This window comes from Kitasatospora sp. NPDC097605, from assembly GCF_040302725.1.
In the GTDB taxonomy this organism is placed as follows: domain Bacteria; phylum Actinomycetota; class Actinomycetes; order Streptomycetales; family Streptomycetaceae; genus Kitasatospora.
The window spans coordinates 26,651-48,574 of record NZ_JBEOSF010000056.1 but is presented as its reverse complement, the minus strand read 5'-3'; the positions used below and the strand labels follow the sequence as shown (position 1 = coordinate 48,574).

At 75.1% G+C, this 21,924-nt stretch carries 18 protein-coding genes; 11 read left to right on the top strand and 7 right to left on the bottom strand.

Going from position 1 to position 21,924, the window contains the following annotated elements; genetic code table 11:
* From ABTX81_RS37250 to ABTX81_RS37230, 5 genes are all read left to right on the top strand, one after another.
* Positions 1-735 (top strand): electron transfer flavoprotein subunit alpha/FixB family protein (locus tag ABTX81_RS37250; RefSeq protein WP_350554934.1); only part of this gene is annotated, 735 nt, incomplete at its 5' end.
* Between the two features lie 181 nt (positions 736-916).
* Positions 917-2,341, top strand: coding sequence for an acyl-CoA synthetase (locus tag ABTX81_RS37245; protein ID WP_350554932.1), 1,425 nt, complete (start codon positions 917-919; stop codon positions 2,339-2,341).
* Between the two features lie 216 nt (positions 2,342-2,557).
* A complete protein-coding gene (locus ABTX81_RS37240) occupies positions 2,558-3,448 on the top strand; it encodes a C40 family peptidase (RefSeq protein ID WP_350554930.1) in 891 nt (296 codons plus the stop codon).
* A 441-nt stretch (positions 3,449-3,889) separates the two neighbouring features.
* Complete coding sequence (locus ABTX81_RS37235) at positions 3,890-4,957, top strand: NUDIX hydrolase (RefSeq protein ID WP_350554929.1); 1,068 nt, start codon at positions 3,890-3,892, stop codon at positions 4,955-4,957.
* Positions 4,958-5,044: 87 nt separating this feature from the next.
* Positions 5,045-5,884, top strand: coding sequence for a DUF4184 family protein (locus tag ABTX81_RS37230; protein ID WP_350554927.1), 840 nt, complete (start codon positions 5,045-5,047; stop codon positions 5,882-5,884).
* Between the two features lie 64 nt (positions 5,885-5,948).
* On the opposite strand, the gene ABTX81_RS37225 is transcribed toward ABTX81_RS37230, so the two are convergent.
* Entirely contained in the window at positions 5,949-7,313 is a 1,365-nt protein-coding gene (locus ABTX81_RS37225; RefSeq protein ID WP_350554925.1) for a dipeptidase, read from the bottom strand.
* 214 nt (positions 7,314-7,527) lie between these two features.
* On the opposite strand from ABTX81_RS37225, the gene ABTX81_RS37220 reads away from it, so the two are divergent.
* Entirely contained in the window at positions 7,528-8,775 is a 1,248-nt protein-coding gene (locus tag ABTX81_RS37220) for a geranylgeranyl reductase family protein (RefSeq protein WP_502892942.1), read from the top strand.
* A 77-nt stretch (positions 8,776-8,852) separates the two neighbouring features.
* Here ABTX81_RS37220 and ABTX81_RS37215 read toward each other — a convergent pair whose 3' ends face one another.
* Both ABTX81_RS37215 and ABTX81_RS37210 read right to left on the bottom strand, forming a co-directional pair.
* Positions 8,853-11,150 (bottom strand): glycosyl hydrolase family 18 protein, encoded by a 2,298-nt coding sequence (locus ABTX81_RS37215; protein WP_350554923.1) that lies wholly within the window; start codon positions 11,148-11,150, stop codon positions 8,853-8,855.
* Between the two features lie 186 nt (positions 11,151-11,336).
* Positions 11,337-12,329, bottom strand: coding sequence for an ArsR/SmtB family transcription factor (locus ABTX81_RS37210; RefSeq protein WP_350554921.1), 993 nt, complete (start codon positions 12,327-12,329; stop codon positions 11,337-11,339).
* 78 nt (positions 12,330-12,407) lie between these two features.
* Here ABTX81_RS37210 and ABTX81_RS37205 point away from each other — a divergent pair, with 78 nt between their 5' ends.
* Complete coding sequence (locus ABTX81_RS37205; RefSeq protein ID WP_350554919.1) at positions 12,408-13,703, top strand: MFS transporter; 1,296 nt, start codon at positions 12,408-12,410, stop codon at positions 13,701-13,703.
* A gap of 5 nt (positions 13,704-13,708) precedes the next feature.
* Here ABTX81_RS37205 and ABTX81_RS37200 read toward each other — a convergent pair whose 3' ends face one another.
* The gene (locus tag ABTX81_RS37200; RefSeq protein WP_502892943.1) at positions 13,709-14,125 is read right to left on the bottom strand and encodes a RidA family protein; all 417 of its coding nucleotides are present in this window, start codon (positions 14,123-14,125) and stop codon (positions 13,709-13,711) included.
* Between the two features lie 305 nt (positions 14,126-14,430).
* Here ABTX81_RS37200 and ABTX81_RS37195 point away from each other — a divergent pair, with 305 nt between their 5' ends.
* Positions 14,431-15,204, top strand: coding sequence for an enoyl-CoA hydratase family protein (locus ABTX81_RS37195; RefSeq protein WP_350554915.1), 774 nt, complete (start codon positions 14,431-14,433; stop codon positions 15,202-15,204).
* A gap of 52 nt (positions 15,205-15,256) precedes the next feature.
* Here ABTX81_RS37195 and ABTX81_RS37190 read toward each other — a convergent pair whose 3' ends face one another.
* Positions 15,257-16,012: a maleylpyruvate isomerase family mycothiol-dependent enzyme gene (locus tag ABTX81_RS37190; RefSeq protein ID WP_350554913.1), complete on the bottom strand. Its 756-nt coding sequence runs from the start codon at positions 16,010-16,012 to the stop codon at positions 15,257-15,259.
* Positions 16,013-16,140: 128 nt separating this feature from the next.
* Here ABTX81_RS37190 and ABTX81_RS37185 point away from each other — a divergent pair, with 128 nt between their 5' ends.
* Entirely contained in the window at positions 16,141-16,899 is a 759-nt protein-coding gene (locus tag ABTX81_RS37185) for an acyltransferase (RefSeq protein WP_350554911.1), read from the top strand.
* 495 nt (positions 16,900-17,394) lie between these two features.
* Here the strand turns inward: ABTX81_RS37185 and ABTX81_RS37180 are convergent, their stop codons facing one another.
* Complete coding sequence (locus ABTX81_RS37180) at positions 17,395-17,964, bottom strand: HutD/Ves family protein (RefSeq protein WP_350554909.1); 570 nt, start codon at positions 17,962-17,964, stop codon at positions 17,395-17,397.
* A complete protein-coding gene (locus ABTX81_RS37175) occupies positions 17,961-19,238 on the bottom strand; it encodes an MFS transporter (RefSeq protein ID WP_350554907.1) in 1,278 nt (425 codons plus the stop codon). Before ABTX81_RS37175 ends, ABTX81_RS37180 begins: the two co-directional genes overlap by 4 nt.
* A 116-nt stretch (positions 19,239-19,354) precedes the next feature.
* Between ABTX81_RS37175 and ABTX81_RS37170 the strand changes: the two genes are divergently transcribed.
* Both ABTX81_RS37170 and ABTX81_RS37165 read left to right on the top strand, forming a co-directional pair.
* Positions 19,355-20,533, top strand: coding sequence for an ROK family protein (locus ABTX81_RS37170; protein WP_350554943.1), 1,179 nt, complete (start codon positions 19,355-19,357; stop codon positions 20,531-20,533).
* Positions 20,534-20,712: 179 nt separating this feature from the next.
* Complete coding sequence (locus tag ABTX81_RS37165) at positions 20,713-21,819, top strand: PLP-dependent cysteine synthase family protein (protein ID WP_350554905.1); 1,107 nt, start codon at positions 20,713-20,715, stop codon at positions 21,817-21,819.
* The last annotated feature ends 105 nt before the right edge of the window (positions 21,820-21,924 follow it).

Sequence of the window (21,924 nt, the reverse complement as noted above, 5' to 3'; positions counted from 1 at the left end):
GCCCTGGCCCAGATCGCCAAGACGGTGGAGCCGGCCGCGGTGCTGGTCACCTCCTCCGGCGAGGGCAAGGAGGTCGCCGCCCGCGTCGCCCTGCGGATCGGCTCCGGCATCATCACCGACGCCGTCGACCTGGAGGCCGGCGACGGCGGTCCGGTCGCCACTCAGTCGGTGTTCGCCGCCTCCTTCCAGGTGAAGTCCACCGTGTCGCACGGCGCCCCGGTCATCACCGTCAAGCCGAACGCCGTCGCCCCGGAGGCCGCCCCGGCCGCCGGCACGGTGGAGGACGTCACCGTGGCGTTCACCGGCAACGCCGCCAAGGTCGTCTCGCGCACCCCGCGCGTGTCCACCGGCCGCCCGGAGCTGACCGAGGCCGCGATCGTGGTCTCCGGCGGCCGCGGCGTCGGTGCCGCCGAGGGCTTCGGTGTCGTCGAGGAACTGGCCGACGCGCTCGGTGCGGCCGTCGGTGCCTCGCGCGCCGCCGTCGACGCCGGCTGGTACCCGCACAGCAGCCAGGTCGGCCAGACCGGCAAGCAGGTCTCCCCGCAGCTCTACATCGCGGCGGGCATCTCGGGCGCCATCCAGCACCGGGCCGGCATGCAGACCTCGAAGACCATCGTGGCCGTCAACAAGGACCCCGAGGCCCCGATCTTCGAGCTGGTCGACTACGGCGTGGTCGGCGACCTGTTCGCGGTCCTGCCGCAGCTGACCGCGGAGGTCAAGGCCCGCAAGGCCTGATCCGGCGGAACGCACCGACGCGGGGGCGCGTCCGGGATTTCCCGGGCGCGCCCCCGCCGTCCTTCGCCCGGACACCCGGCCGGCGGCCGGCGGCCCGTAGAGTCGGTCGGCGGCGCGCGCGGCGGACCCTCGCGCGCCGCCGACCATCGTGGACATCGTGGACAGGGGCGAGGGCAGACGCATGACACTCTTGACGGCGCTTCAGGGCGGCTCCGGCGACTCGGCCGACGCACTGCGGATCTCCGACGGCCCCGGGCTCTCCCGCGAGCGGCTGCTCGGCGCGGCCACCGCCGTCGCCGACCGGGTGGCCGGCGCCCCCGCCCTCGCGGTGCTCGCCCGGCCCACCGCCGAGACCGTGGCCGCCGTCGTCGGCGGGCTGCTCGCCGGGGTGCCGGTGGTGCCGCTGCCGCCCGACTCCGGCCCCAAGGAGCGCGCGCACATCCTGCGCGACTCCGGCGCCGTCCTGCTCGCCCACGCCGCCGCCGACACCCCGCCGCAGGACGCCGGGATCGCCGGCCTCCCGGTCGACCTGCACGAGCGCTCCGCCACCACCTACGCCGAGCCGGACCCGGAGTCGACCGCGTTCGTGCTCTACACCTCCGGCACCACCGGCGCGCCCAAGGGGGCGATGATCGGCCGCTCCGCCGTCGCCGCCGACCTCGACGCGCTCGCCGACGCCTGGCAGTGGACCGCCGAGGACACCCTGGTGCACGGCCTGCCGCTGTTCCACGTGCACGGACTGGTGCTCGGCGTGCTCGGAGCGCTGCGCACCGGCAGCCGGCTGGTGCACACCGGACGGCCCACCCCCGCCGGGTACGCGGCGGCGGGCGGCAGCCTCTACTTCGGCGTGCCGACCGTCTGGTCCCGGCTGGCGGGCGACCCGCAGGCGGCCGCCCGGCTCGCCCCGGCCCGGCTGCTGGTCTCCGGCAGCGCCCCGCTGCCGGTCCCGGTGTTCGAACGGCTCGCCGCGCTGACCGGCCACGCCCCGATCGAGCGCTACGGCATGACGGAGTCCCTGATCACCGTCTCCACCCGGGCCGACGGCGAGCGCCGCCCGGGCAGCGTCGGCCTGCCGGTGGCGGGGGTGCGCACCCGGCTGGTCGGCGAGGACGGCGGGCCGCTCCCGCACGACGGTGAGAGCGTCGGCGAGCTCCAGGTGGCCGGGCCCACCCTGTTCCGCGGCTACCTCAACCGGCCGGACGCCGACGCCGAGGCCTGGACCGCCGACGGCTGGTTCCGCACCGGGGACGTCGCGGTGATCGGCCCGGACGGCTTCCACCGGATCGTCGGGCGCGCCTCCGTCGACCTGATCAAGAGCGGCGGCTACCGGATCGGCGCCGGCGAGGTGGAGGCGGCGCTGCGCGACCACCCGGCGGTGGCCGACGCGGCCGTGGTCGGCGTGCCGGACGAGGACCTCGGCCAGGTGATCGTGGCGTACGTCGTTCCGGACGGTTCCGTGACGGGGGACCAGCTGACGGCCTTCGTGGCCGAGCGGCTCTCGGTGCACAAGCGGCCGCGGCGGGTGGTGCTGGTGCCCGAACTGCCCAGGAACGCCCTGGGAAAGGTGCTGAAGAAGCAGCTGCTCGCGGACTCGGCACACGGGTGACGGGCGGTCATCCGGCGCCGGGTCGGATGACGGGCGCTCACCTTGCGTGAGCCTTCCTTTGGCGCACTCCACTGCGCGGCGTGAGCGGACGCGTGCCTAACGTGACAAGCGGCGCGGCCGGGGCCGACCAGGGCCCCGCGCTCCGCGTCCAGCGTTCAGCTCCAGCGTGCGGCGCGACCGACGCGACCGACGCGATCAGCGAAGGAAGACAGCAGCATGACGACCGTCAACACCGGCGCACCGGATGCCGCCGACGACGCGACCGGGCAGCACATCGCCGCCTCCTCCTCCCGGCCGGCGGCGGGTGGCCGCCCTTCCCGTGCGGCGCGGATCCGCCGGGGGATAGGCATGGTGGCCGTGATCGCGGCCGGCGCCGGCGTGATCGGCCTCGGCACCGGCGTCGGGACCGCGGCGGCCGAGCCGGCGCCGGCCCACGCGGGGTGGGACGGCTCGCGGTACTGGTTCCGCAACAGCCAGGGCCAGTGGCGCTGGACCTCGCACTACGACGTCTACCGGGCGCGCACCGGCGGCGCGGCGGCGTCGGGCACCTCCGGCACGCGGGCGTCCGGCTCGTCCGGGGGGATCACCCAGGGGTGGGACGGCTCGCGCTACTGGTTCCGCAACAGCCAGGGCCAGTGGCGCTGGACCTCGCACTACGACGTCTACCTGGCCCGCACGGGCGGCTCGGGCTCCTCCTCCGCGGACACGGCCCCCTCGTCCTCCTCCGCCGCCCCGGCGGCGGACGGTGACGTCGAGACGGCGGTGCAGTTCGCGCTCGCCCAGCTGGGCAAGCCGTTCCGGACGGCCGGCAACGGGCCGGACGGCTACGACTGCTCCGGCCTTGTCCAGCAGGCCTTCCGGCGCGGCGGCATCTCCCTGCCGCGGGTCGCCAACGACCAGTACGCGGCCACCACGCCGGTGACGGCCGCACAGCTGCGCCGCGGCGACCTGCTGTTCTGGTCGGACGACGGCACCGCGCGCGGGATCCACCACGTGGCGGTCTACCTGGGCAACAACCAGTACGTGGAGGCCGCCCGGCCCGGCACGTCGATCCGGACCTCGCGGATCAGCAGCGGCTACTACCCGACCCACATGGGCCGGCCCTGACGCGTGGCCGTACCGCTCCGCCGGTGCCCGGACCACCGCGGTCCGGGCACCGGCGGAGCGTCGGGCGGGGCGTCGGGCGGGGCGTCGGGCGGGGCGTCCGTGGAGCATCGGCGAGGCGCCGACGGGGCGTCGGCGGGCCGGGGAAACCTGCGCACGGTGGGGCGCGGGAGGTGTGGAGGGGGCGCGCGGGATGGTGCCGGGCTCCGGCGGCCGGGGCGGCGCGCTCCGGCGCGGCGGGGGGTGTACAGGAATCGTCGCAGGCCCTCTGACCTGGGCACATGCCCCTGTCAAGCGGAGCGGGGAACCGCCATGAGCGGGGCGGACGTGGAGGTATGGGGACCGCCGCGACGGGGGTACCACCTCGGGTGGCGCTGACACGGCTGACGGGGGCGCCGCCCGGTGCGAACGGCGCCGGGGGAGGTCGAGAACATGGGGGCGTGAGTGATCGTCTGGGTCAATGGCACATTCGGGGCGGGCAAGACCAGCGCCTGCCGCGAGCTGGTGGAACTGCTGCCCGGCAGCATGCTGTTCGATCCCGAGCTGGTGGGCTTCGGGCTGCGCGCGATGCTGCCGGCCGACCGGATGGCGGCGGTGTCGGACTTCCAGGACCTGCCGGCCTGGCGCCGGCTGGTCCCCGAGACGGCGGCGGCGCTGCTCGGCGAGGTGCCGGGGCCGCTGGTGGTCCCGATGACGCTGCTGCGGGAGGACTACCGGGACGAGATCTTCGGGTCGCTGGCCGCCAACGGGATCGCCGTGCACCACCTCGTCCTGGACCCTGAAGAAACGATTTTGCGCGAGCGCATCACCCGGCGCGAGGAGATCCCGGACGACCCCGAGCGCAGCGAACGCATCCGGCAGTGGTGCCTGGAGCACCTGCCCCGCTACCGCGCCGCCCGCCGCTGGCTGCGCCGCGACGCCCGGCTCGTCGACACCTCCGGCCTCACCCCGCGCGAGACCGCCGCCCGGCTCGCCCAGCTGGTGGGCGACGGCTCGGCCCGCTGTCCGATCGTCCAGAGCGCCGACCCGACCGGGGACACCGTGGCCGCCGCCGTCCTGCTCTTCGACGAGCAGGACCGGGTGCTGCTCGTCGACCCGGTCTACAAACCGGACTGGGAGTTCCCCGGCGGCGTCGTCGAGCGCGGCGAGGCACCCACCGACGCCGCCCTGCGGGAGACCGCCGAGGAACTCGGCCTGCGCCTGGACCCGGCCGCGCTGCGCCTGCTCGCCGTCGACTGGGAGCCGCGCACCGGCCCGCGCCGGGGCGGGCTGCGCCTGGTCTACGACGGCGGGCTGCTGGACGCCACCGCCCGGCAGGGGCTGCTGCTCCAGCAGGAGGAACTGCGCGGCTGGCGGTTCGTCAGCCTGGAGGAGGCCGCCGCCCTGCTGCCGCCGGGCCGCCACCGGCGGCTGGCGGCGGCGCTGGACGCCCGCCGCTGCGGGGAGCTGCGCTACCTGGAGGCCGGCCGCCGGGCCGGCGTGGGGCTGGCGAGGGCCGCCGACGCGGCGTGAGCGCGGGCGGCACGCGCCCCACGGCCGCACCGCGCGCCGAGACGGGCGCGGGCGACGGCCGCGCCCGGACGGCGGCAGGATGAGGGCATGCCGTTCACCCTGAGCCACCCGGCCGCCGTGCTGCCCCTGCTGCGCGCGGCCGGGGAGCGCGGGCCGCTGATCGCCTCGGCGCTGGTCGCCGGGTCGCTGGCGCCCGACGTGCCGTTCTTCGCCGAGTCGCTGCTGCCCGGGGTGTACCGGCACGGCGGGGCGACCCACCGCTGGTGGGCGGTGCCGACGCTGGACGTGGCGCTCGCGGCCGGGCTGGTGGCGGGCTGGCACGGGCTGGTACGCGGGCCGCTGGTCGCGCTGCTGCCCGGCCGGTGGGCGGGCGCCGCCGAGGCGCTGACGGCCCGCCGGGCCGGGCGGGGGCGGCCGTCGGGCGCGGACCTCGGGTGGTTCGCGCTCTCGGCGGCGCTCGGCGCGGCGAGCCACGTCGGCTGGGACGGCTTCACCCACGCGGGGCGGTTCGGCGCGCGGCTGGTGCCGGTGCTGGAGCGGCCGGTGGCGGGCGGCCCGCCGCTGTACGAGGTGCTGCAGTACGGCACCTCGGCGCCGGCGCTGGCCGCCGTGGCGGGGTACGCGGTGCGGGCGGCGCGGGCGGCGGAGCCGGTCCCTCCGGCGGTCGAGCTGTCGGGGCGGGCCCGGCGGGCGGGGGCGGCGGTGCTGGGAGCGGCCACCGCGGCCGGGGTGGTGCACCGGCTCGTGCCGCTGCGGCGCGGACCGCTCGCGGAGCTGTGCTTCGGGGCGGGCGCGGGGCTGGCGGCCGGCGCGGTCGGCTGGGCGCTGGGCCGGGCGGCCGTGGCGGGCGTGGCAGGCATGGGTGGCGTGCGCCGGGGCGCGGCCAGCGTGGACGGCGTGCGCGGTACGGCGGGGGCGCGCGGGTAGCGGGCGCGCCGGACCGGGCCGGGCCGCGCCGTCGCGGTGGACGGCGCGGCCCGGTGCCGGAGCGTCAGAGCGGGCGCAGCTCGGCGTAGCGGCGCAGGAACAGCGCCTCGGTGAGCGCCATCCGCTCCAGCTCCAGCGGGTCGACGCTCTCGTTGACGGCGTGGATCTGGGTGGTCGGCTCCTCGACGCCGATCAGGATGATCTCGGCCGCCGGGTAGAGGGTGCGCAGCGTGTTGCAGAGCGGGATCGAGCCGCCCTCGCCGGAGGCCACCATCGGGGTGCCGAAGGCCTCGGCCATCGCCTCGCCCATCGCCTCGTAGGCCGGGCCGGAGGTGTCGGCGCTGAACGCGGCGCCGTTGCCCTGCCGCTCCACGGTGACCCGTGCGCCGAACGGCACCCGGGCCTCCAGGTGGGCGACCAGCGCCTGCTGGGCGGCGGCGGTGTCCATGCCCGGCGGCACCCGCAGGCTCACCGAGGCCTTGGCGGAGGCCTGCACGGAGGAGGTCGCGCCGATCACCGGCGGGGCGTCGATGCCGAGCACGGTGACCGAGGGGCGGGCCCAGAGCCGGTCGGCGACGCTGCCGGTCCCGGTGAGCGCCACGCCGTCCAGCACCTTGGCGTCGGCGCGGAACTGCTCGTCGGGGTACTGCACGCCGCTCCAGCTCTGGTCGGTGGCCAGGCCGGCCACCGCGACGTCGCCGTTCTCGTCGTGCAGCGAGGCGAGCACCTTGACCAGGGCCTGCAGGGCGTCCGGGGCGGCGCCGCCGAAGGCACCGGAGTGCAGGTTGCCCGCCAGCGTGCGGACCGAGACGTCGACCACGGTCATGCCGCGCAGCGAGGCGGTGACGGTGGGCAGGCCGGGGGCGAAGTTGCCGGTGTCGCCGATCACGATGGCGTCGGCGGCCAGCAGATCGGGGTGGGCCTCGGCGTAGCGCTCCAGGCCGCCGGTGCCCTGCTCCTCGGAGCCCTCGACGATGACCTTCAGTCCGACCGGGTAGCCGCCGTCCACCTGGCGCAGCGCCCGAAGGGCCGTCAGGTGCATCAGGATGTTGCCCTTGCAGTCGGCGGCGCCGCGCCCGTACCAGCGGCCGTCGCGCTCGGTGAGCTCGAAGGCGGGGCTGAGCCAGGCGTCCTCGTCGAGCGGCGGCTGGACGTCGTAGTGCGAGTAGAGCAGCACGGTCGGCGCGCCGGCCGGGCCGGGCAGCTCGCCGTAGACCGACTGGGTGCCGTCGGGGGTGTCCAGCAGCCGGATGTTCGTCAGGCCCTCGGCGGCGAAGGCGTCGGCGACCCAGCGGGCGGCCTTCTCGCACTCCTCGGCCGGGAACTGGCGGGGGTCGGCGACCGAGGGGAAGGCGACCAGGTCGGCGAGGTCGGTGCGGGCGCGGTCCATCAGGGACCGGACGGCGTCGGCCAGGGGCTGCTGCGGCATCGGGTGTGCTCCGGGAAGGCTGGTCCGTCCGAGGGGGTGGTGCGGGCGAACGGCGTTGACGGTGGGTAAAGCCGATCATAGGCGGAGCCGGACGCGGGGCCCGTGGGGAGCGTCCGGGGGCGGCCCGCCCGTTCCGCCCGACCGGCTGTCCGGTCGCGCGTTCGGGGGCGGTGCGGCCGACGGCGGCGGGAGCGGCCGCATAGGATTGCTGCCCGTGACTGACTCCGGAAGCCCCGATTCTCGTAGCCCGCTCGACGCCGAGGCCGACGGGCCGGACCGGCCGGACCCGCTGGACGGCGTCTGGGACGTCGTCGTGGTCGGCGCCGGACCGGCCGGCGCCTCCGCCGCGCACGCCGCGGCCGTGCAGGGCCGGCGCGTGCTGCTGCTCGACAAGGCCGAGCACCCCCGGTACAAGACCTGCGGCGGCGGCATCATCGGCCCCTCCAGGGACAGCCTGCCGCCGGACTTCAGGCTGCCGCTGCAGGACCGGGTGCACGCCGTCACCTTCGCCTACCGCGGCCGGTTCACCCGCACCAGGCGCTCCAAGCGGATGCTGTTCGGCCTGGTCAACCGGGACGAGTTCGACCTGCGCCTGGTCCAGGCGGCCAAGCAGGCCGGGGCGGTGCTGGTCACCGGAGTGACCGTCACCGGCGTCGAGCAGCGCGGCGGCGAGCACCGGACGGCGCTGGTCACCGCGTCCGACGGGCGCGGCTTCGAGGCGCGCGCGGTGGTCGGCGCGGACGGCAGCGCGAGCCGGATCGGCCGGCACGTCGGCGTCTCCTTCGACCAGATCGACCTCGGCCTGGAGGCGGAGATCCCCGTCCCGGCGGACGTCGCCGCCGACTGGGCGGGCCGGATCCACCTCGACTGGGGCCCGCTGCCCGGCAGTTACGGCTGGGTGTTCCCGAAGACCGAGTCCAGCAGCCTGACCGTCGGGGTGATCTCGGCGCGCGGCGACGGCGAGCGGACCAAGCAGTACCTGGCCGACTACATCCGCCGCCTCGGCCTGTCGGGCTTCCCGCCGAGCGTGGAGTCCGGGCACCTGACCCGCTGCCGGGCCGAGGACTCGCCGCTGTCGCGCGGCCGGGTCCTGGTGGCCGGCGACGCGGCCGGACTGCTGGAGCCGTGGACCCGCGAGGGCATCTCCTACGCGCTGCGCTCGGGCCGGCTGGCCGGGGAGTGGGCGGTCAAGGTGGCCGAGGCGGGCACGGCGGCCGACGTCCGGCGCGAGGCGCTGAACTACGCCTTCGCGATCAAGGCGGGCCTGGGCGTGGAGATGCGGGCCGGCAAGCAGATGCTGAACGCCTTCGAGCGGCGGCCGTACCTGTTCCACGCGGCGGTCTGCCTGGTCGACCCGGCGTGGCGGGCGTTCGCCCGAACCACCCAGGGGCACCTCACCTTCGCCCAGGTCCTGCGGCAGTACCGCTCGGCCCGCCGCCTGGCCGCGCTCGCCTCGCGCTGAACCGGCGGGCAACGACGTGACGCCGGGTCCGGCGGGGCTGGTGCCCCGCCGGACCCGGCGCGCTCCGGAGCGGTGTGCTACTTGAGGCCGCCGTCGACCGCGTTGATCAGGGTGCCGCCCGGGGTGTCACCGGTCATGTCCCAGATCATCGCGCCGAGCAGGCCCTTCGATTTCAGCCAGGCCGTCTTCTTGCCGATCGACCAGGCGTCGTCGAAGGTCCACCACTGGCCGCCCGCCCCGGTGTAGCCGTACGTCGCCACCGACTGTTCGTCGTGGTAGACGGAGAGGTTGGGGAAGGTGGTCATCAGGTTGTTGTACCCGCGGGTGCCGGCCTCCTCGGCGAACTGGCCGGGGGCCGCGCCGGTCGCGCTCTGCCACTCGCCCTTGACGCCGCCGTCCGCCACGCCCTGCCAGCCGCGGCCGTAGAAGGCCAGGCCGATGGTGAGCTTGCGAGGGTTGACCCCGGCGTCGAGGTAGGGCTTGACGGCCCCTTCGACGCTGAAGTGCGTGGTGTACGGGTCCTGGGCGTCCACGTAGAGGTTGCCCTGGTGGCCGGCGCGGTTGGGCTCCCACGAGTTGTCGCTGCCGGCGCCGTGGAAGTCGTAGCCCTGGATGTTGGCGACGTCCAGGTAGTTGAAGATCTTCGAGAGGTCCCAGCCCTGGTTGATCTTGACCGGGTCGGCCGGGGTGAAGGCGGTCAGCAGCTTGTGCGAGCCGCCGAGCGCGTCGAGCTGCTTGCGGAACTCGGCGAGCAGCGCGGTCAGGTTGTCCTTGTCGTTGGCGCTGTAGTGGTTGCCGGCGTGGCCGTCGGGCGAGCCGGGCCACTCCCAGTCGATGTCGATGCCGTCGAAGATGCCGGCCGCGACGCCGTCGCCGCCCGCGCCGTTGTAGACCGGCAGGTTGCCCTTGATCCAGACGTCGATGCAGGACTTCACGAACTTCTGCCGGGACGCGTCGGTGGCCGCCGCGTCGGAGAAGTACTTGGAGAAGGTCCAGCCGCCGAGCGAGGCGACGATCTTGAGGTGCGGGTACTTGGCCTTGAGCTTCTTCAGCTGGTTGAAGTTGCCGCGCAGCTTGCCCCAGCCGTCGTCGGCCACGCCGTCGATCGACTGGGCGGCGCTCATCGGGCGGGCGTAGTCGGCGTCCGCGTCACCCGCGCCGGTGCCCTGGTCGGGGTCCTGCGGGTTGGACGTGGTGCCCTTGGTGACGCCTGCCAGGCAGGTGAGGTTGACCGGGTCGATGTTCTCGAACGCGTAGTTGATGACGTCGAGCTTGGCCGCGCTGCCCGAGGTGTCGAGGTTCTTCACGAAGTACTGGCGTCCGTAGATGCCCCACTGGGTGAAGTAGCCGACCCGGGCGTACTTGCCGGCGCCGACCAGGTCGGAGGTGGTGACCTTGAGCGCGGCGGAGGCGGGGGAGGCGTTGTCGGCGCCGTCCCGGGCCTTGACGGTGAAGGTGTAGGAGGTGGACGGGGAGAGGCTGCCGACGGTGGCGGTCAGGGTGGAGCCGGTCACCGTCCTGACCAGCGCGCCGTCCTGGTAGACGTCGTACGCCGCGACCTTCAGGTTGTCGGTGGCGGCGTTCCAGGCGAGCGTCACGTCGCTCGAACCCACCGCGGTGGTCCGCAGGTTGGTGGGCGCGGTGGGCGGCGTCGGGTCGGTGGACGGGTCGAAGGTGGAGGCGGTGACCGAGGCGCTCACCGGGCCGAGGTTGCCCCGGGTGTCCTTGGCGCGGACGGTCAGGGTGTAGCTCGTCGCCGGGGTGAGGCCGGTGACCACCGCGTCGGCGGTGGTGCTGGTGCCGACCACGGTGGTGCCGTTCAGCACCTCGTAGGAGGCGACCGGGAAGTCACCGCCCGTCGCGGCGGGCCACTTCAGCGCGAGGCTGTGGGCCGTCGAGTCGGTCACCGTCGGGGTGCCCGGGGCGGACGGCAGGACGTCCGAACTGCCGTCGCACTTGTCGCCGTTGATCCGGCAGCCGGTCGGCGTGCCGATCGGGCCGTTGGCGACGAACCAGAAGCTGTACGGCTCGGTGGTCCGCCCCGCCGGGACATTGGCGTTGTAGAACGCGGCGACCGCGGTGACGTGGCGGCCGTTGACCGTCGCGGTGCCGTTGTAGCTGTTCTGGATGGTCACGCCGGCCGGCAGGTCGAACTCGATGGTCCAGCCGTTGACGGCGGTGGTGTTGTCGTTCCTGACGATGTAGGTGCCCTTCCACCAGGAACCGCTGTTCTCGCTGGTGAACGCGGCGGTGAGCTTGCCCGCCGCGTTGGCGGGAGTGGCCAGGGCGGTGATCGCGGCCAGCGGGAGGAGCAGGACGGAGAGCAGCGCGAGCAGCCTGTGGCGGCCTCGGCGCGTGCGGGATCGAACGGACATGGTTCTCCCTGCGACTGTGGGGGTTGGACAGGGTGACGCCGAACCGTACGGGATGGTGCCTGGGTCGTGACATGCCCACCGCCGTGGGGAGACGGGGGCATGGGCACTGTAGGAGGTACAGACCAATGCGTCAACAGGTCTGTACCACTGTGGAGTTGGCCGGAACCGGCGGAACGGCCTCCCGCGCTAGGCGCGGTGCGGCTCGCCGGAGAGCTCGTCGCCGAGCGGGCTGCGCCGGTACAGCACCGAACGGCCGTGCCGCGCCCGGGTCACCAGCCCGGTCGCGTACAGCACCGCCAGGTGCTGGCTGACCGCGCCCGGCGTGACGCCCAGCCGGTAGGCGAGATCGGTGGTGGAGGCCGGCTCGGCCAGCAGTGCCAGCAGCCGGGCCTTCGGCGCGCCGAGCAGCCGCTCCAGCGCCCGCGAGGTCGCCGGCGGCCGCGGGCCGGCCATCCCCGCCTGCCCCCGGGCCGGGTAACTGATCTGCGGGGCACGGTCGTTGCTGATCATCGTGATCGCGCCGCGGGCGAAGAAGGTCGGCACCAGGACCAGCTCCCGCCCGTCCACGGTGATCTCGCCGTCCCCGTCCGTCCAGCGGCGGTTGATCGACAGCACGCCGTCCGACCAGCACAAGCGGCGGTCCAGGTCGGCGAACAGCGCCGCCGCGCCCTGCTGGGCCAGCACCCGCGACCGGTAGACCAGGTCCGCCTCCAGCACCGCCCGCGCCCGCGGCCACCACCCGGGCGCCAGACAGCGCTCCCAGTACTCCTCCAGCGCGTCCGCGATCCGCGCCAGCAACCGGGCCGGATCGGCCAGCCCCGCCGCCAGCACCGCGGGCAGCGGCTGACGGTGCGGCAGGAACGTCTGCTCCAGCTCCGGGCGCAACAGCTCCGGCGGCAGCGCCCGGACGGCGGCCAGCTCGCCGCGGAAGTCCGGCCACGGCACGGCCGGACGGGGCGACAGGAAGTCCGGGATCCAGCGGTTCGCCGCCACCAGGGAGAGCAGCAGCGCGGAGTCCAGCCGCTCGAAGGAGGGCCGCAGCCGCTCGAACGCGGCGGACTGCAGCGGATAGACCCCCGGATGCGTCCACATCCGCAGGCTGAGCGCCGCCTCCTGGATCGGCGAACAGGCGAACCAGGTGGTGGCGAGGTCCGCCAGGCCGAGCTTGAACCGGTGCACACCGCCTCCCCCTCGGACGTTTCAGGTGCAGCCTAAATCAGTACTGCCGGACGACGGCACCGGGGTGGGATCATGGGCATGACCACCTCACCGGCGGCGAGCGCCGCACCGAGTCCCACGCCGCCCGCGCCCAGGACCTCCCGGCTGCTGCACCCCGACCCGACGGTGCGCCGGCTCGCCCGGATCACCCTGCTCAACACCGTCGGCAGCGGCCTCTCGTTCTCCGTCGGCGTGCTCTTCTTCACCCGCTGCCTCGGCCTCAGCGCCGCACAGCTCGGCCTCGGGCTCACCGCCGCCGGACTCTGCGGCGTCGTCGCCAGCGTCCCGGCCGGACGGGCCGCCGACCGGTGCGGGACCAAGCCCATCCTGGTGGCGCTCACCGCCCTCACCGGCCTCGGCACCGCCGGCTACACCGCCGTCGGCGGCTACCCGGCGTTCGTGGCGGTCGCCTGCCTGGTCGCCGCCGCCGACCGGGGCTCCGCCGCCGTGCGCAACGCCCTCTACGCCGAGGTACTGCCCGCCGACAAGCGGGTGGCCGGCCGGGCCTATCTGCGGGTGGTCACCAACGTCGGGATGTGCCTCGGCACGGGCGTCGGCGCGATCGCGCTCCAGATCGACTCGCGCACCGGCTACCTGACGGCGATCCTGGCCGACGCGGCCTCGTACCTGCTGGTCGCCGCGATGTACCTGCGGCTGCCCGTGCCCGGCGCCGCCTCCCGGAAGGACCCGGCCGACCACGGGCCGCGGCCGCGACCGGCCCGCGAGCGCAACCCGGCCCTGCGGGACGGCCCGTTCCTGCTGGTGACCGCGCTCAGCTCGGTACTCGCCCTGCAGTTCGCGATGCTGGAGGTCGGCGTGCCGCTGTGGATCGTCCAGCGCACCGACGCGCCCCGGATCACCGTGGCCGCCACCCTGGTCGTCAACACCGTGCTGGTCATCGCGTTCCAGGTCCGCGCCACCCGCGGAACCGAGCACCCGGCCGCCGCCGCGCGGGCCTGCGGCCGGGCCGGGCTGCTCCTGGCCGCCTCCTGCCTGGTGATCGCCCTCGCCCACGGCGCCCCCGCCTCGATCGCGGCGATGGTGGTGCTCGTCGGCGTCGCCCTCCAGGCGATCGGCGAGGTCCTGGGCCAGGCCGGCGCATGGGCGCTCAGCTACGACCTGGCCGGCGAACGGGCCCACGGCGCCTACCAGGGCGTCTTCAACGCCGGCAGCGCCGCCGCCCTGATGATCGGCCCGGCCGTCGTGTCGACCGCCGTCATCGGTCACGGCCTGATCGGCTGGGCCGTCCTCGGCGCACTGCTCGCCGGCGCCGGCCTCGCGATGGGCCCCGCCGTCCGCTGGGCGCGCCGACGGGGCCCGGTCGCACCGGCCTGAGCCGCCTACTCCGGCACCACCGCGAAGGCCTCGATCTCCATCAGCACCTCCGGCAGGAACAGCGCCGCGACCTGCACCGCCGACGACGCCGGGTTCGGCAGGTCGCCCAGCGCCTCCTCCCGGGCCTCGCGGACGGCGGGCAGGTGCCCCACGTCGGTGAGGAAGTACGTCAGCTTGACGACGTGCGAGAAGTCCGCCCCCGCCGCCGCCAGACAGCGCCGCAGGTTCTCGAACACCTGCCGCGCCTGCGCCTTCGGATCCCCCACCCCCACCAGCCGCCGCTCCTCGTCGAACGCCACCTGCCCGGACACCGCCACCAGCCGCCCGCTCCCCGAGACGACCTGCGTGTACCCCGTCCCCGGAGCGACCCCCGGCGGCTCCGCGATGTGGGTGAGGTGAGATGAGTTCCCCTGCGATTCCATGGTCATGCGTCCATCGTGGCCGACAGCCGATCACCACACCACGCGTTTACCGTCGGTGGGCCGCTCCCGCACCTGCGGTGACGGGCCGGTCGAGGACGGGCCGCCTCCGTTCGGGGCGGCGGTCGGGCTGCCGGAGCCGTTCGGCGTCGAACCCGACACCTCGCGACTCTGATCCACCCCGGGCGGTCGGGCAAGGGGGCTGGCCGGGGGGAGGGCGGGCATGTCAGAGTCGTCCGGGCGCCCGCGGCCACGGGTGGCGGTCGTCCGTTCCGACCCACCCTCAGCCGGAAAGCAGGACCGCACCGATGACCAGCGAAGCGCCCCTCGTCCGCGTCGCCACCGAGGACGCCGTCACCACCCTGACGCTCGACTCGCCGCACAACCGCAACGCGCTCTCCACCCGGCTGATGGCCGAGCTGACGGCCGGGCTCGCCGGGGCGGCGGCCGATCCGGAGGTGCGCGCGGTGGTGCTGACGCACGCGGGCAAGGTGTTCTGCGCCGGCGCCGACCTCTCGGAGGCGACCGGCGCCGACCCGACGGTCGGACCGCGCGGACTGGTCGACCTCCAGCGGGCGATCGTGGACTGCGCCAAGCCGGTGATCGCCGTGATCGACGGCCACGTCCGGGCCGGCGGCCTCGGGCTGGTGGGCGCGGCCGACCTGGCGCTCGCCGGGCCGGCCGCCACCTTCGCGTTCACCGAGGTCCGGCTCGGGCTCGCACCGGCCGTCATCTCACTGCCGCTGCGCCCCAAGCTGGACCCGCGCGCGGCCTCCCGCTACTACCTGACCGGCGAGGTCTTCGACGCCGCCGAGGCCGCGCGGATCGGCCTGGTCACCCAGGCCGTCGACGCGCCGGAGGCGGCCGAGGTCGCGCTCAAGGGCCTGCTGGACGCCCTGCGGCTGGGCTCGCCGCAGGGCCTCGCGCAGTCCAAGCGGCTCGCCAACGCCGAGGTGGTGCGCTCCTTCGAGCGGGACGCCGACGAACTGGTGGAGCTGTCGGCGCGGCTGTTCGGCTCGGAGGAGGCACAGGAGGGCATGCGCTCGTTCCTGGAGAAGCGCCCGGCGCGCTGGGTGCGCTGACGCGCCGCAGGGCGCGCTGGGCGGGCTGGGCGCGCCGGGCCCGCCGGGTGCGTCAGCCGATGACGGCGGTCTCGCGCCACAGGTCGAGCAGCGCGGCGTCCCCGGCGGTGGCCACCCGTCCGGTGCCGGCCGGCAGGCGGTTCCAGAGCAGCAGGTAGAGGTCGCGGGCCGGGCCGGTGAGGGTCAGGTCGGCCGGCCGCTCGGCGCGCTCGACGGTGAGCGGCTCCGGGCCGATGGTCACCAGCCACCGGCCGGGGCCGTCGCTCGCGCTGATCTGGATCGTGCGCCGCCGCTCGCTGTGGACCTTGGAGCGGGCGGGGATCGCGAAGGCGCCCAGCAACTCGTCGACGCCGTCCTGGGCGAAGTCCGGGTCGGCGTGCGGTCCCTCGGTTCCGGCGGCCGCGTCCGCGTCGATGCGGTGCACGGCCGTCTCGTGGGCCTGGCGGCGGGCCCAGAACGCGAGCGGGCTCGGCGCCGGGAAGAAGGTCCAGCAGTCCAGATCGGCCGGGGCGGCGGTGAGCGTGTCGACCAGCGCGGCGTGGCCGGCGCGGAACCACTCGACCAGGTCGGCGTCGTCCGGCTCCTCCCCCCAGATGGCCTGGTGACGCTCGGCGTCCATCGGGGCGGGCAGCCCGTCCCGGACGGTGGCGGCCGCCCACCGGTGCACCCGGCCGGTGTGCAGGACGAGGTCGCGCAGCTGCCATTCCGGGCAGGTCGGGACGGCGGCGGTGAGGTCGGTGCGGGCGGCGGCGTCGGCGAGCAGGGTGCCCTCGCGGCGCAGCGCGTCGATGTGCGCGGTGATCTCCATAGGGGGAGTCTGGCAGCGGTGGCGGATTCCGGACACTCGTTTCCGAACACGGTTTCGAGGCGACCAGGGCGTGTGACCTTGGCCGCCCTTTCCGTCGGGTGGGTGCTACGGGCCGGTAACGTGAGCGCATGTCGATCACGCGTTCCCTGTTCAGCGCCGCCCGGGCCGGCGGCCGGCGCGCCGCGGGCCGGCTGGTCCACCGGGGCTGGCAGTGGGTGCAGCGGACCGGCGCGGTGTCCAGCGAGAACCCCGGGCCGTACCGGTTCCGCGAGCTGGGCGCGGGGACGAAGCTGACCTTCCCGCTCGGCGCGGTCTTCAACGAGCAGTGGATCACCATCGGCCCGTTCTCGATCATCGGCGAACGGGTGACCATCAGCGCGGGCTTCCTGCCCGGGCTCGACCTCGGCCCCGAGCCGATCGTGCGGATCGGCGGCGGCTGCGTGATCGGCCGCGACAGCCACATCGTCGGCCACCAGTCGATCGTGCTCGGCGACGACGTGTGGACCGGCCCCGGCGTCTACATATCCGACCAGGCCCATGAGTACCGGGCCACCGACCTGCCGATCGGCAAGCAGTGGCCGCGCAACGAGCCGGTGGAGATCGGCTCCGGCAGCTGGATCGGCACCGGCGCGGTGATCCTGCCCGGCGCCCGGCTGGGCCGCAACGTGGTCGTCGCGGCGGGCTCGGTGGTCCGCGGCGAGGTGCCGGACCACACGGTCGTCGCGGGCGCCCCGGCGAAGGCGGTCCGCCGCTGGACGCCGGAGGAGGGCTGGCAGCCACCGTTCCGCAACGAGCCGCCCCGGCCCCTCCCGGGTGACGTGACCGCCGCCCAACTGCGGGCCCTGGCCGGCTGGGACCTGCGGCTACCGGGCGATCCGGAGGCCTGAGTACCGGGGGCTCGGGTCCTGGCTGAGTCCTGCTCAGCCGGAACGGGGTGCCGGTGGCTGTTCCGGTGGCGGTCCACACGGTGGTCGTGGGCCGTCCGCCGGTGGACGCCGTGCCGTTCCGCAACGGGCCGCCCGGTCCCCGCTTGATGGCGTGACCGCCGCGCGACTGCGGGCCCTGGCCGGCTGGGACCTGCGGCTACCGGGCGATCCGGAGGCCTGAGTACGGGGCTTCCGGTGGAGACCGGCTGAGGGGGCCGGCCTTCGGTCGTGAGGGGTGGGACGGCGGACCACATCGCGGTGCCCCGGCGAAGAACGGCCGACGGCCGCCGTTCTGCGATGAGTCGCCGGGCGAGTGGGAGGCCTTCGGATCGGTGGAGGTCGGCCGCGGGAGCCGGATCCTGCCGGGCCGTGGTGCGGTGGTGAGGTGCGGGGCGGGAGTGGCTGCGAGGTCGTACGCCGTCCCGCGCCTTCCCGCGCCGCGCTGTGCCGGCGGTGTCAGCTGCGGAAGGTGACGACGGCGGTGACGCCGTCGGGGTGCAGGGTGTGGGTGGCCGGGGTGGTGAGGAGGGCGGCGTCGTAGCGGGTGAGGGGGGAGCCGTCGAGGGTGGCGGTGCCGGCGAGGCAGACCAGCAGGACGGTGGTGCCGGCCGGGACGGTGACCGGGCCCGGCCGTTCGGCGAGGGCGAGGTCGGCGGTGGCGCGGCCGCGGCGGGTCATCACGTTGAAGTCGACCAGCGGGCCGCCGAGCAGCCGGCAGTCGGTGGCCGCGTCGCCGGGGAACGCGAACGGGCGGAACGGCGCGTCGACGATGTGCTCGGTGCCGTCGACGGTCAGCGCCATGCCCGGGCCCTCGACCAGGGTGATCACCCGGTCGACGCCGGGGAAGGCGGAGAACGGGCCGGCGGAGGCGACGTCGGCGAGGCTGACCCGCCACCGGAAGTCGTCCAGTCCGGCGCCGGCGGGCGAGCCGGCGACCTCCCTGGTCACCCCGCCCCCGTTGCGCCACGCCGTGGCCGGCCGGTCGGCTGCGCGCAGGAACCGGACCGGAGCGGGGCTGTTCGTCATGGCGCGATCCTCGCACGGCGGCGGGCGGCGAGTGGAAGGACGGCGGCGGCGGTCGCGGTGCCGGCGACGGTGGTCAGGGCGAGCGGGAGGCTGGTCGCGTCGGCGAGGAAGCCGATCACGGGCGGGCCGATCAGCATGCCGGCGTAGCCGAGCGTCGAGGCGAGGGCGACGCCCTGCGGGCCGCCGGTGGCGCCGGCCTGGGCGATGGCGAGCGGGAAGATGTTGGCCAGTCCGAGCCCGACCAGGACCAGCCCGGCGAGGGCGAGCGGTACCAGCGGGGCGAGCGCCGCCAGCAGCATCCCGGCCGCGGCGGTGAGGCCGCCGAGGACCATCACCCGGTGCTGGCCGAGGCGCATCGAGAGCCAGGTGCCGCCGACCCGGCCGGTGGTCATGGCGAGCGCGTAGGCGGCGTAGCCGGCGGCGGCCACCCGGGCGCCGGCGTGGACGTCGTCGGTGAGGTGCAGGGTGGTCCAGTCGGCGACGGCGCCCTCGCCGTAGGCGGTGCAGAGGGCGGTGAGGCCGAGCAGCAGGACGAGCAGCCGGCCGGTGGAGGGGAGGGCGGGGGAGGAGGAGGCGGTGGGCGCGGGGGCGGCGGGGCGGGTGGCGACCGGGCGCGCCGTGGGGCTGCGGAGCAGCGCGACGCCCGCCACCACGGAGACCGCGAGCCCGGCGAGTCCGGCCAGCGCGAGCCACTGCGCGGCCGTGAGGGGACCGGCGAGCAGGCCGCCGACGCCGGCCCCGAGCAGGCCGCCGAGGCTGTAGCCGGCGTGGAAGCTGGGCATGACCGGGCGTCCCAGCTCGCCGACGATCTCGACGGCGGCGCTGTTCATGGCGACATTGGCCCCGCCGTAGCCGGCGCCGAAGAGCAGCAGGACGCCGCCGAGCGCCGTGACCGAATGGGTGTGCGCGGGCAGCGGGACGGAGAGCGCGAGCAGGCCGAGCGAGGCGACGGTGACCGGCCGCGAGCCGTACCGCAGGCAGAGCCGCCCGACGAGCGGCATGGTGGCGACGGCGCCCGCCGAGACGCAGAGCAGGGCGAGTCCGAGCGCGCTGTGCGAGGCGTTGACCTGGCTGCGGACGTCCGGGATGCGGACGACCCAGGCGGCGAAGAGCAGGCCGTCGACGGCGAAGAAGGCGGTGAGGGCGAGCCGGGCGGTGCCCCAAGAGGCAGACGAGTGCGCGGAAGGGGTGGGGGATTGGGTGGAGGAGCTGCGAGACTGGGGGGACGATCGGTGGACGGGGCCGGGCGAATGGATTTTGTTTCGGGGCGGCACAAAGTAACAATAGGTCCGTGCAGCTCTCACCTTCAAGCCCGAAGCCCGGGACCGGGGCCGACCACGACGCGCAGCGCGACGCCCACCGCCGCGCGGCCCCCGACCGCGGGCGGACGCTGCTCGGGCCCGCGCTCCAGCTGATCCACACCGGCCAGGCCCCGACCCGCTCGGCGCTCACCCGCGCGCTCGACGTCACCCGGGCCACCGCCGGCGCCGTCACCGCCGAACTGGAGGCCCTCGGCCTGATCACGGTCGACTCCCGCCCGGCCGGCGGCGGCCGCGGCCGCCCCTCGCACCGGCTCGCCATCGACCCGGCCGGCCCGGTGGTCGTCGCCGGACAGATCCACGCCGACGGTCTGAGCGTCACCCTGGCCGGCCTCGGCGGCCTGCTCGACCCGCCGGTCCACCTGCCGCTGCCCGCCGCCACCGACCCGGTGCGGATGCTGCGCGCGGTCGCCCAGGCGGGCGCCGAACTCGCCCGCGGCACCGAGCGGCGCTGCCTCGGCGCGGCGCTCGCGCTGCCCAACCCGGTCACCGAGCCGGACGGCACCGCGCTCGCCGCGCTGCACTTCGCCTGGCCCAGCGGCACGCCCGTCGCCGACCTGTACGACGTGGAGGTGGGGCGCGCCGACCACGGGCCGCGCGCGTTCGACCCGTTGCCCACCGCGATCGCCAACGACGCCAACCTGGCCGCCCTCGCCGAGTACCGGCACGGCGCCGGCCGGGGCGCGCGGCACCTGCTGCTGGTCACCTCCGGCCACCGCGGCGTCGGCGGGGCGCTGGTCATCGACGGGCGGCTGCACACCGGCAGCGCCGGACTCGCCCTGGAGGTCGGCCATCTGACCGTCGATCCGCAGGGCCGGCCCTGCGGATGCGGCAACCGGGGCTGCCTCAACTCGGAGACCGACCCGGACGCGCTGTTCGCCGCCGCCGGGCTGACGCCGGAGCCGGGGCGGCCACTGCTCGACCAGGCGGGGGAGCTCTGCCGGGCCGCCGCCACCGACGAGCGGGCCCGGGCGGCCGTGGAGCACGTCATCGACCGGCTCGGCCTCGGCCTGGCCGGGGTCGCCAACATCCTCAATCCGGACCGGGTGGTGCTCAGCGGGCTGCACCTGGACCTGCTGGAGGCCGCGCCGGATCGGCTGCGCGCGGTCGTGGCCGAGCGCAGCCTGTGGGGGCGCAGCGGCCGGGTGCCGATCGTCGGCGCCGAACTGGAGCACAGCGCGCTGGCCGGTGCGGCCGAGCTGGGCTGGCTGCCGTACCTGGCGGACCCGCAGTCGGTCACCGCCAGGTAGCCCGATCGGCGGGTAGCCGGGTAGCCGGGTAGCCGGGTGGCCGGGTAGGCCGGTGGGGTCGGGGCGGGAAGATAAGCGGAGCCTGGAGCTTCAGATAATGTTACTTATCGTGACACTCGTACACTCGTTGTGAGCAAGCGGAGGGGGGCTTCCAAGGACTCGCACGAGGAGAGTGGCACATGGGGATCGATCCGACGGCCGACGTGGACCGTTCCGACCCGGAGTACCGGCGCTGGCTCAAGGAGGCGGTCCGCAAGGTCCAGGCGGACGCCAACCGCTCGGCCGACACCCACCTGCTGCGCTTCCCGCTCCCGGCGGAGTGGGGGATCGACCTCTACCTCAAGGACGAGTCCACCCACCCGACCGGCTCGCTCAAGCACCGGCTGGCCCGCTCGCTGTTCCTGTACGGGCTCTGCAACGGCTGGATCCGCCCCGGCAAGCCGGTCATCGAGGCGTCCAGCGGGTCCACGGCCGTCTCCGAGGCGTACTTCGCGCAGCTGGTCGGGGTGCCGTTCATCGCGGTGATGGCCAAGTCCACCAGCCAGGCCAAGATCGACCTGATCGAGTTCCACGGCGGCGAGTGCCACCTGGTGGACCGGCCGGACGAGGTCTACGAGGCCTCGGCCCGGCTCGCCGAGGAGACCGGCGGCCACTACATGGACCAGTTCACCTACGCCGAGCGGGCCACCGACTGGCGGGGCAACAACAACATCGCCGAGTCGGTCTTCGCCCAGCTGCGCCTGGAGCCGCACCCCGAGCCGGCCTGGATCGTGGCGACCGCCGGCACCGGCGGCACCTCGGCGACCATCGCCCGGTACGTCCACTACATGCAGTACGACACCCGGATCTGCGTCGCCGATCCGGAGAACTCCTGTTTCTTCGACGGCTGGGTGCACGACGACCCGGACGCGGTGTGCGACCGCGGTTCGCGGATCGAGGGGATCGGGCGGCCCCGGATGGAGCCGAGCTTCGTGCCCGGGGCGGTCGACCGGATGATGAAGGTCCCGGACGCCGCCTCGATCGCCGCGGTGCGGATGCTGGACCGGGTGCTCGGCCGGAAGGCGGGCGCGTCCACCGGGACCGGGCTGTGGAGCGCGCTGCGGATCGTCGCGCAGATGCGGGCGGCGGGGGAGCGCGGCAGCGTGGTCACCCTGATCTGCGATCCGGGTGACCGCTACCTCGACCGGTACTACTCGGACGAGTGGTTGGCGGGCGAACGGATTGACATCGCGCCCTACTCGGCGGACCTGGAGTCCTTCCTGGCCGGTGACGCCTGGGTGGGCTGACCTCCTCAAATCCCTGGTGAAGGCCAGAGTTTCTAGTGGTGCTAGGTATCCGATGGAACGTCAGTGCGAGCATCGCTCGAACATCTAGCACCGCTAGGATCTCGG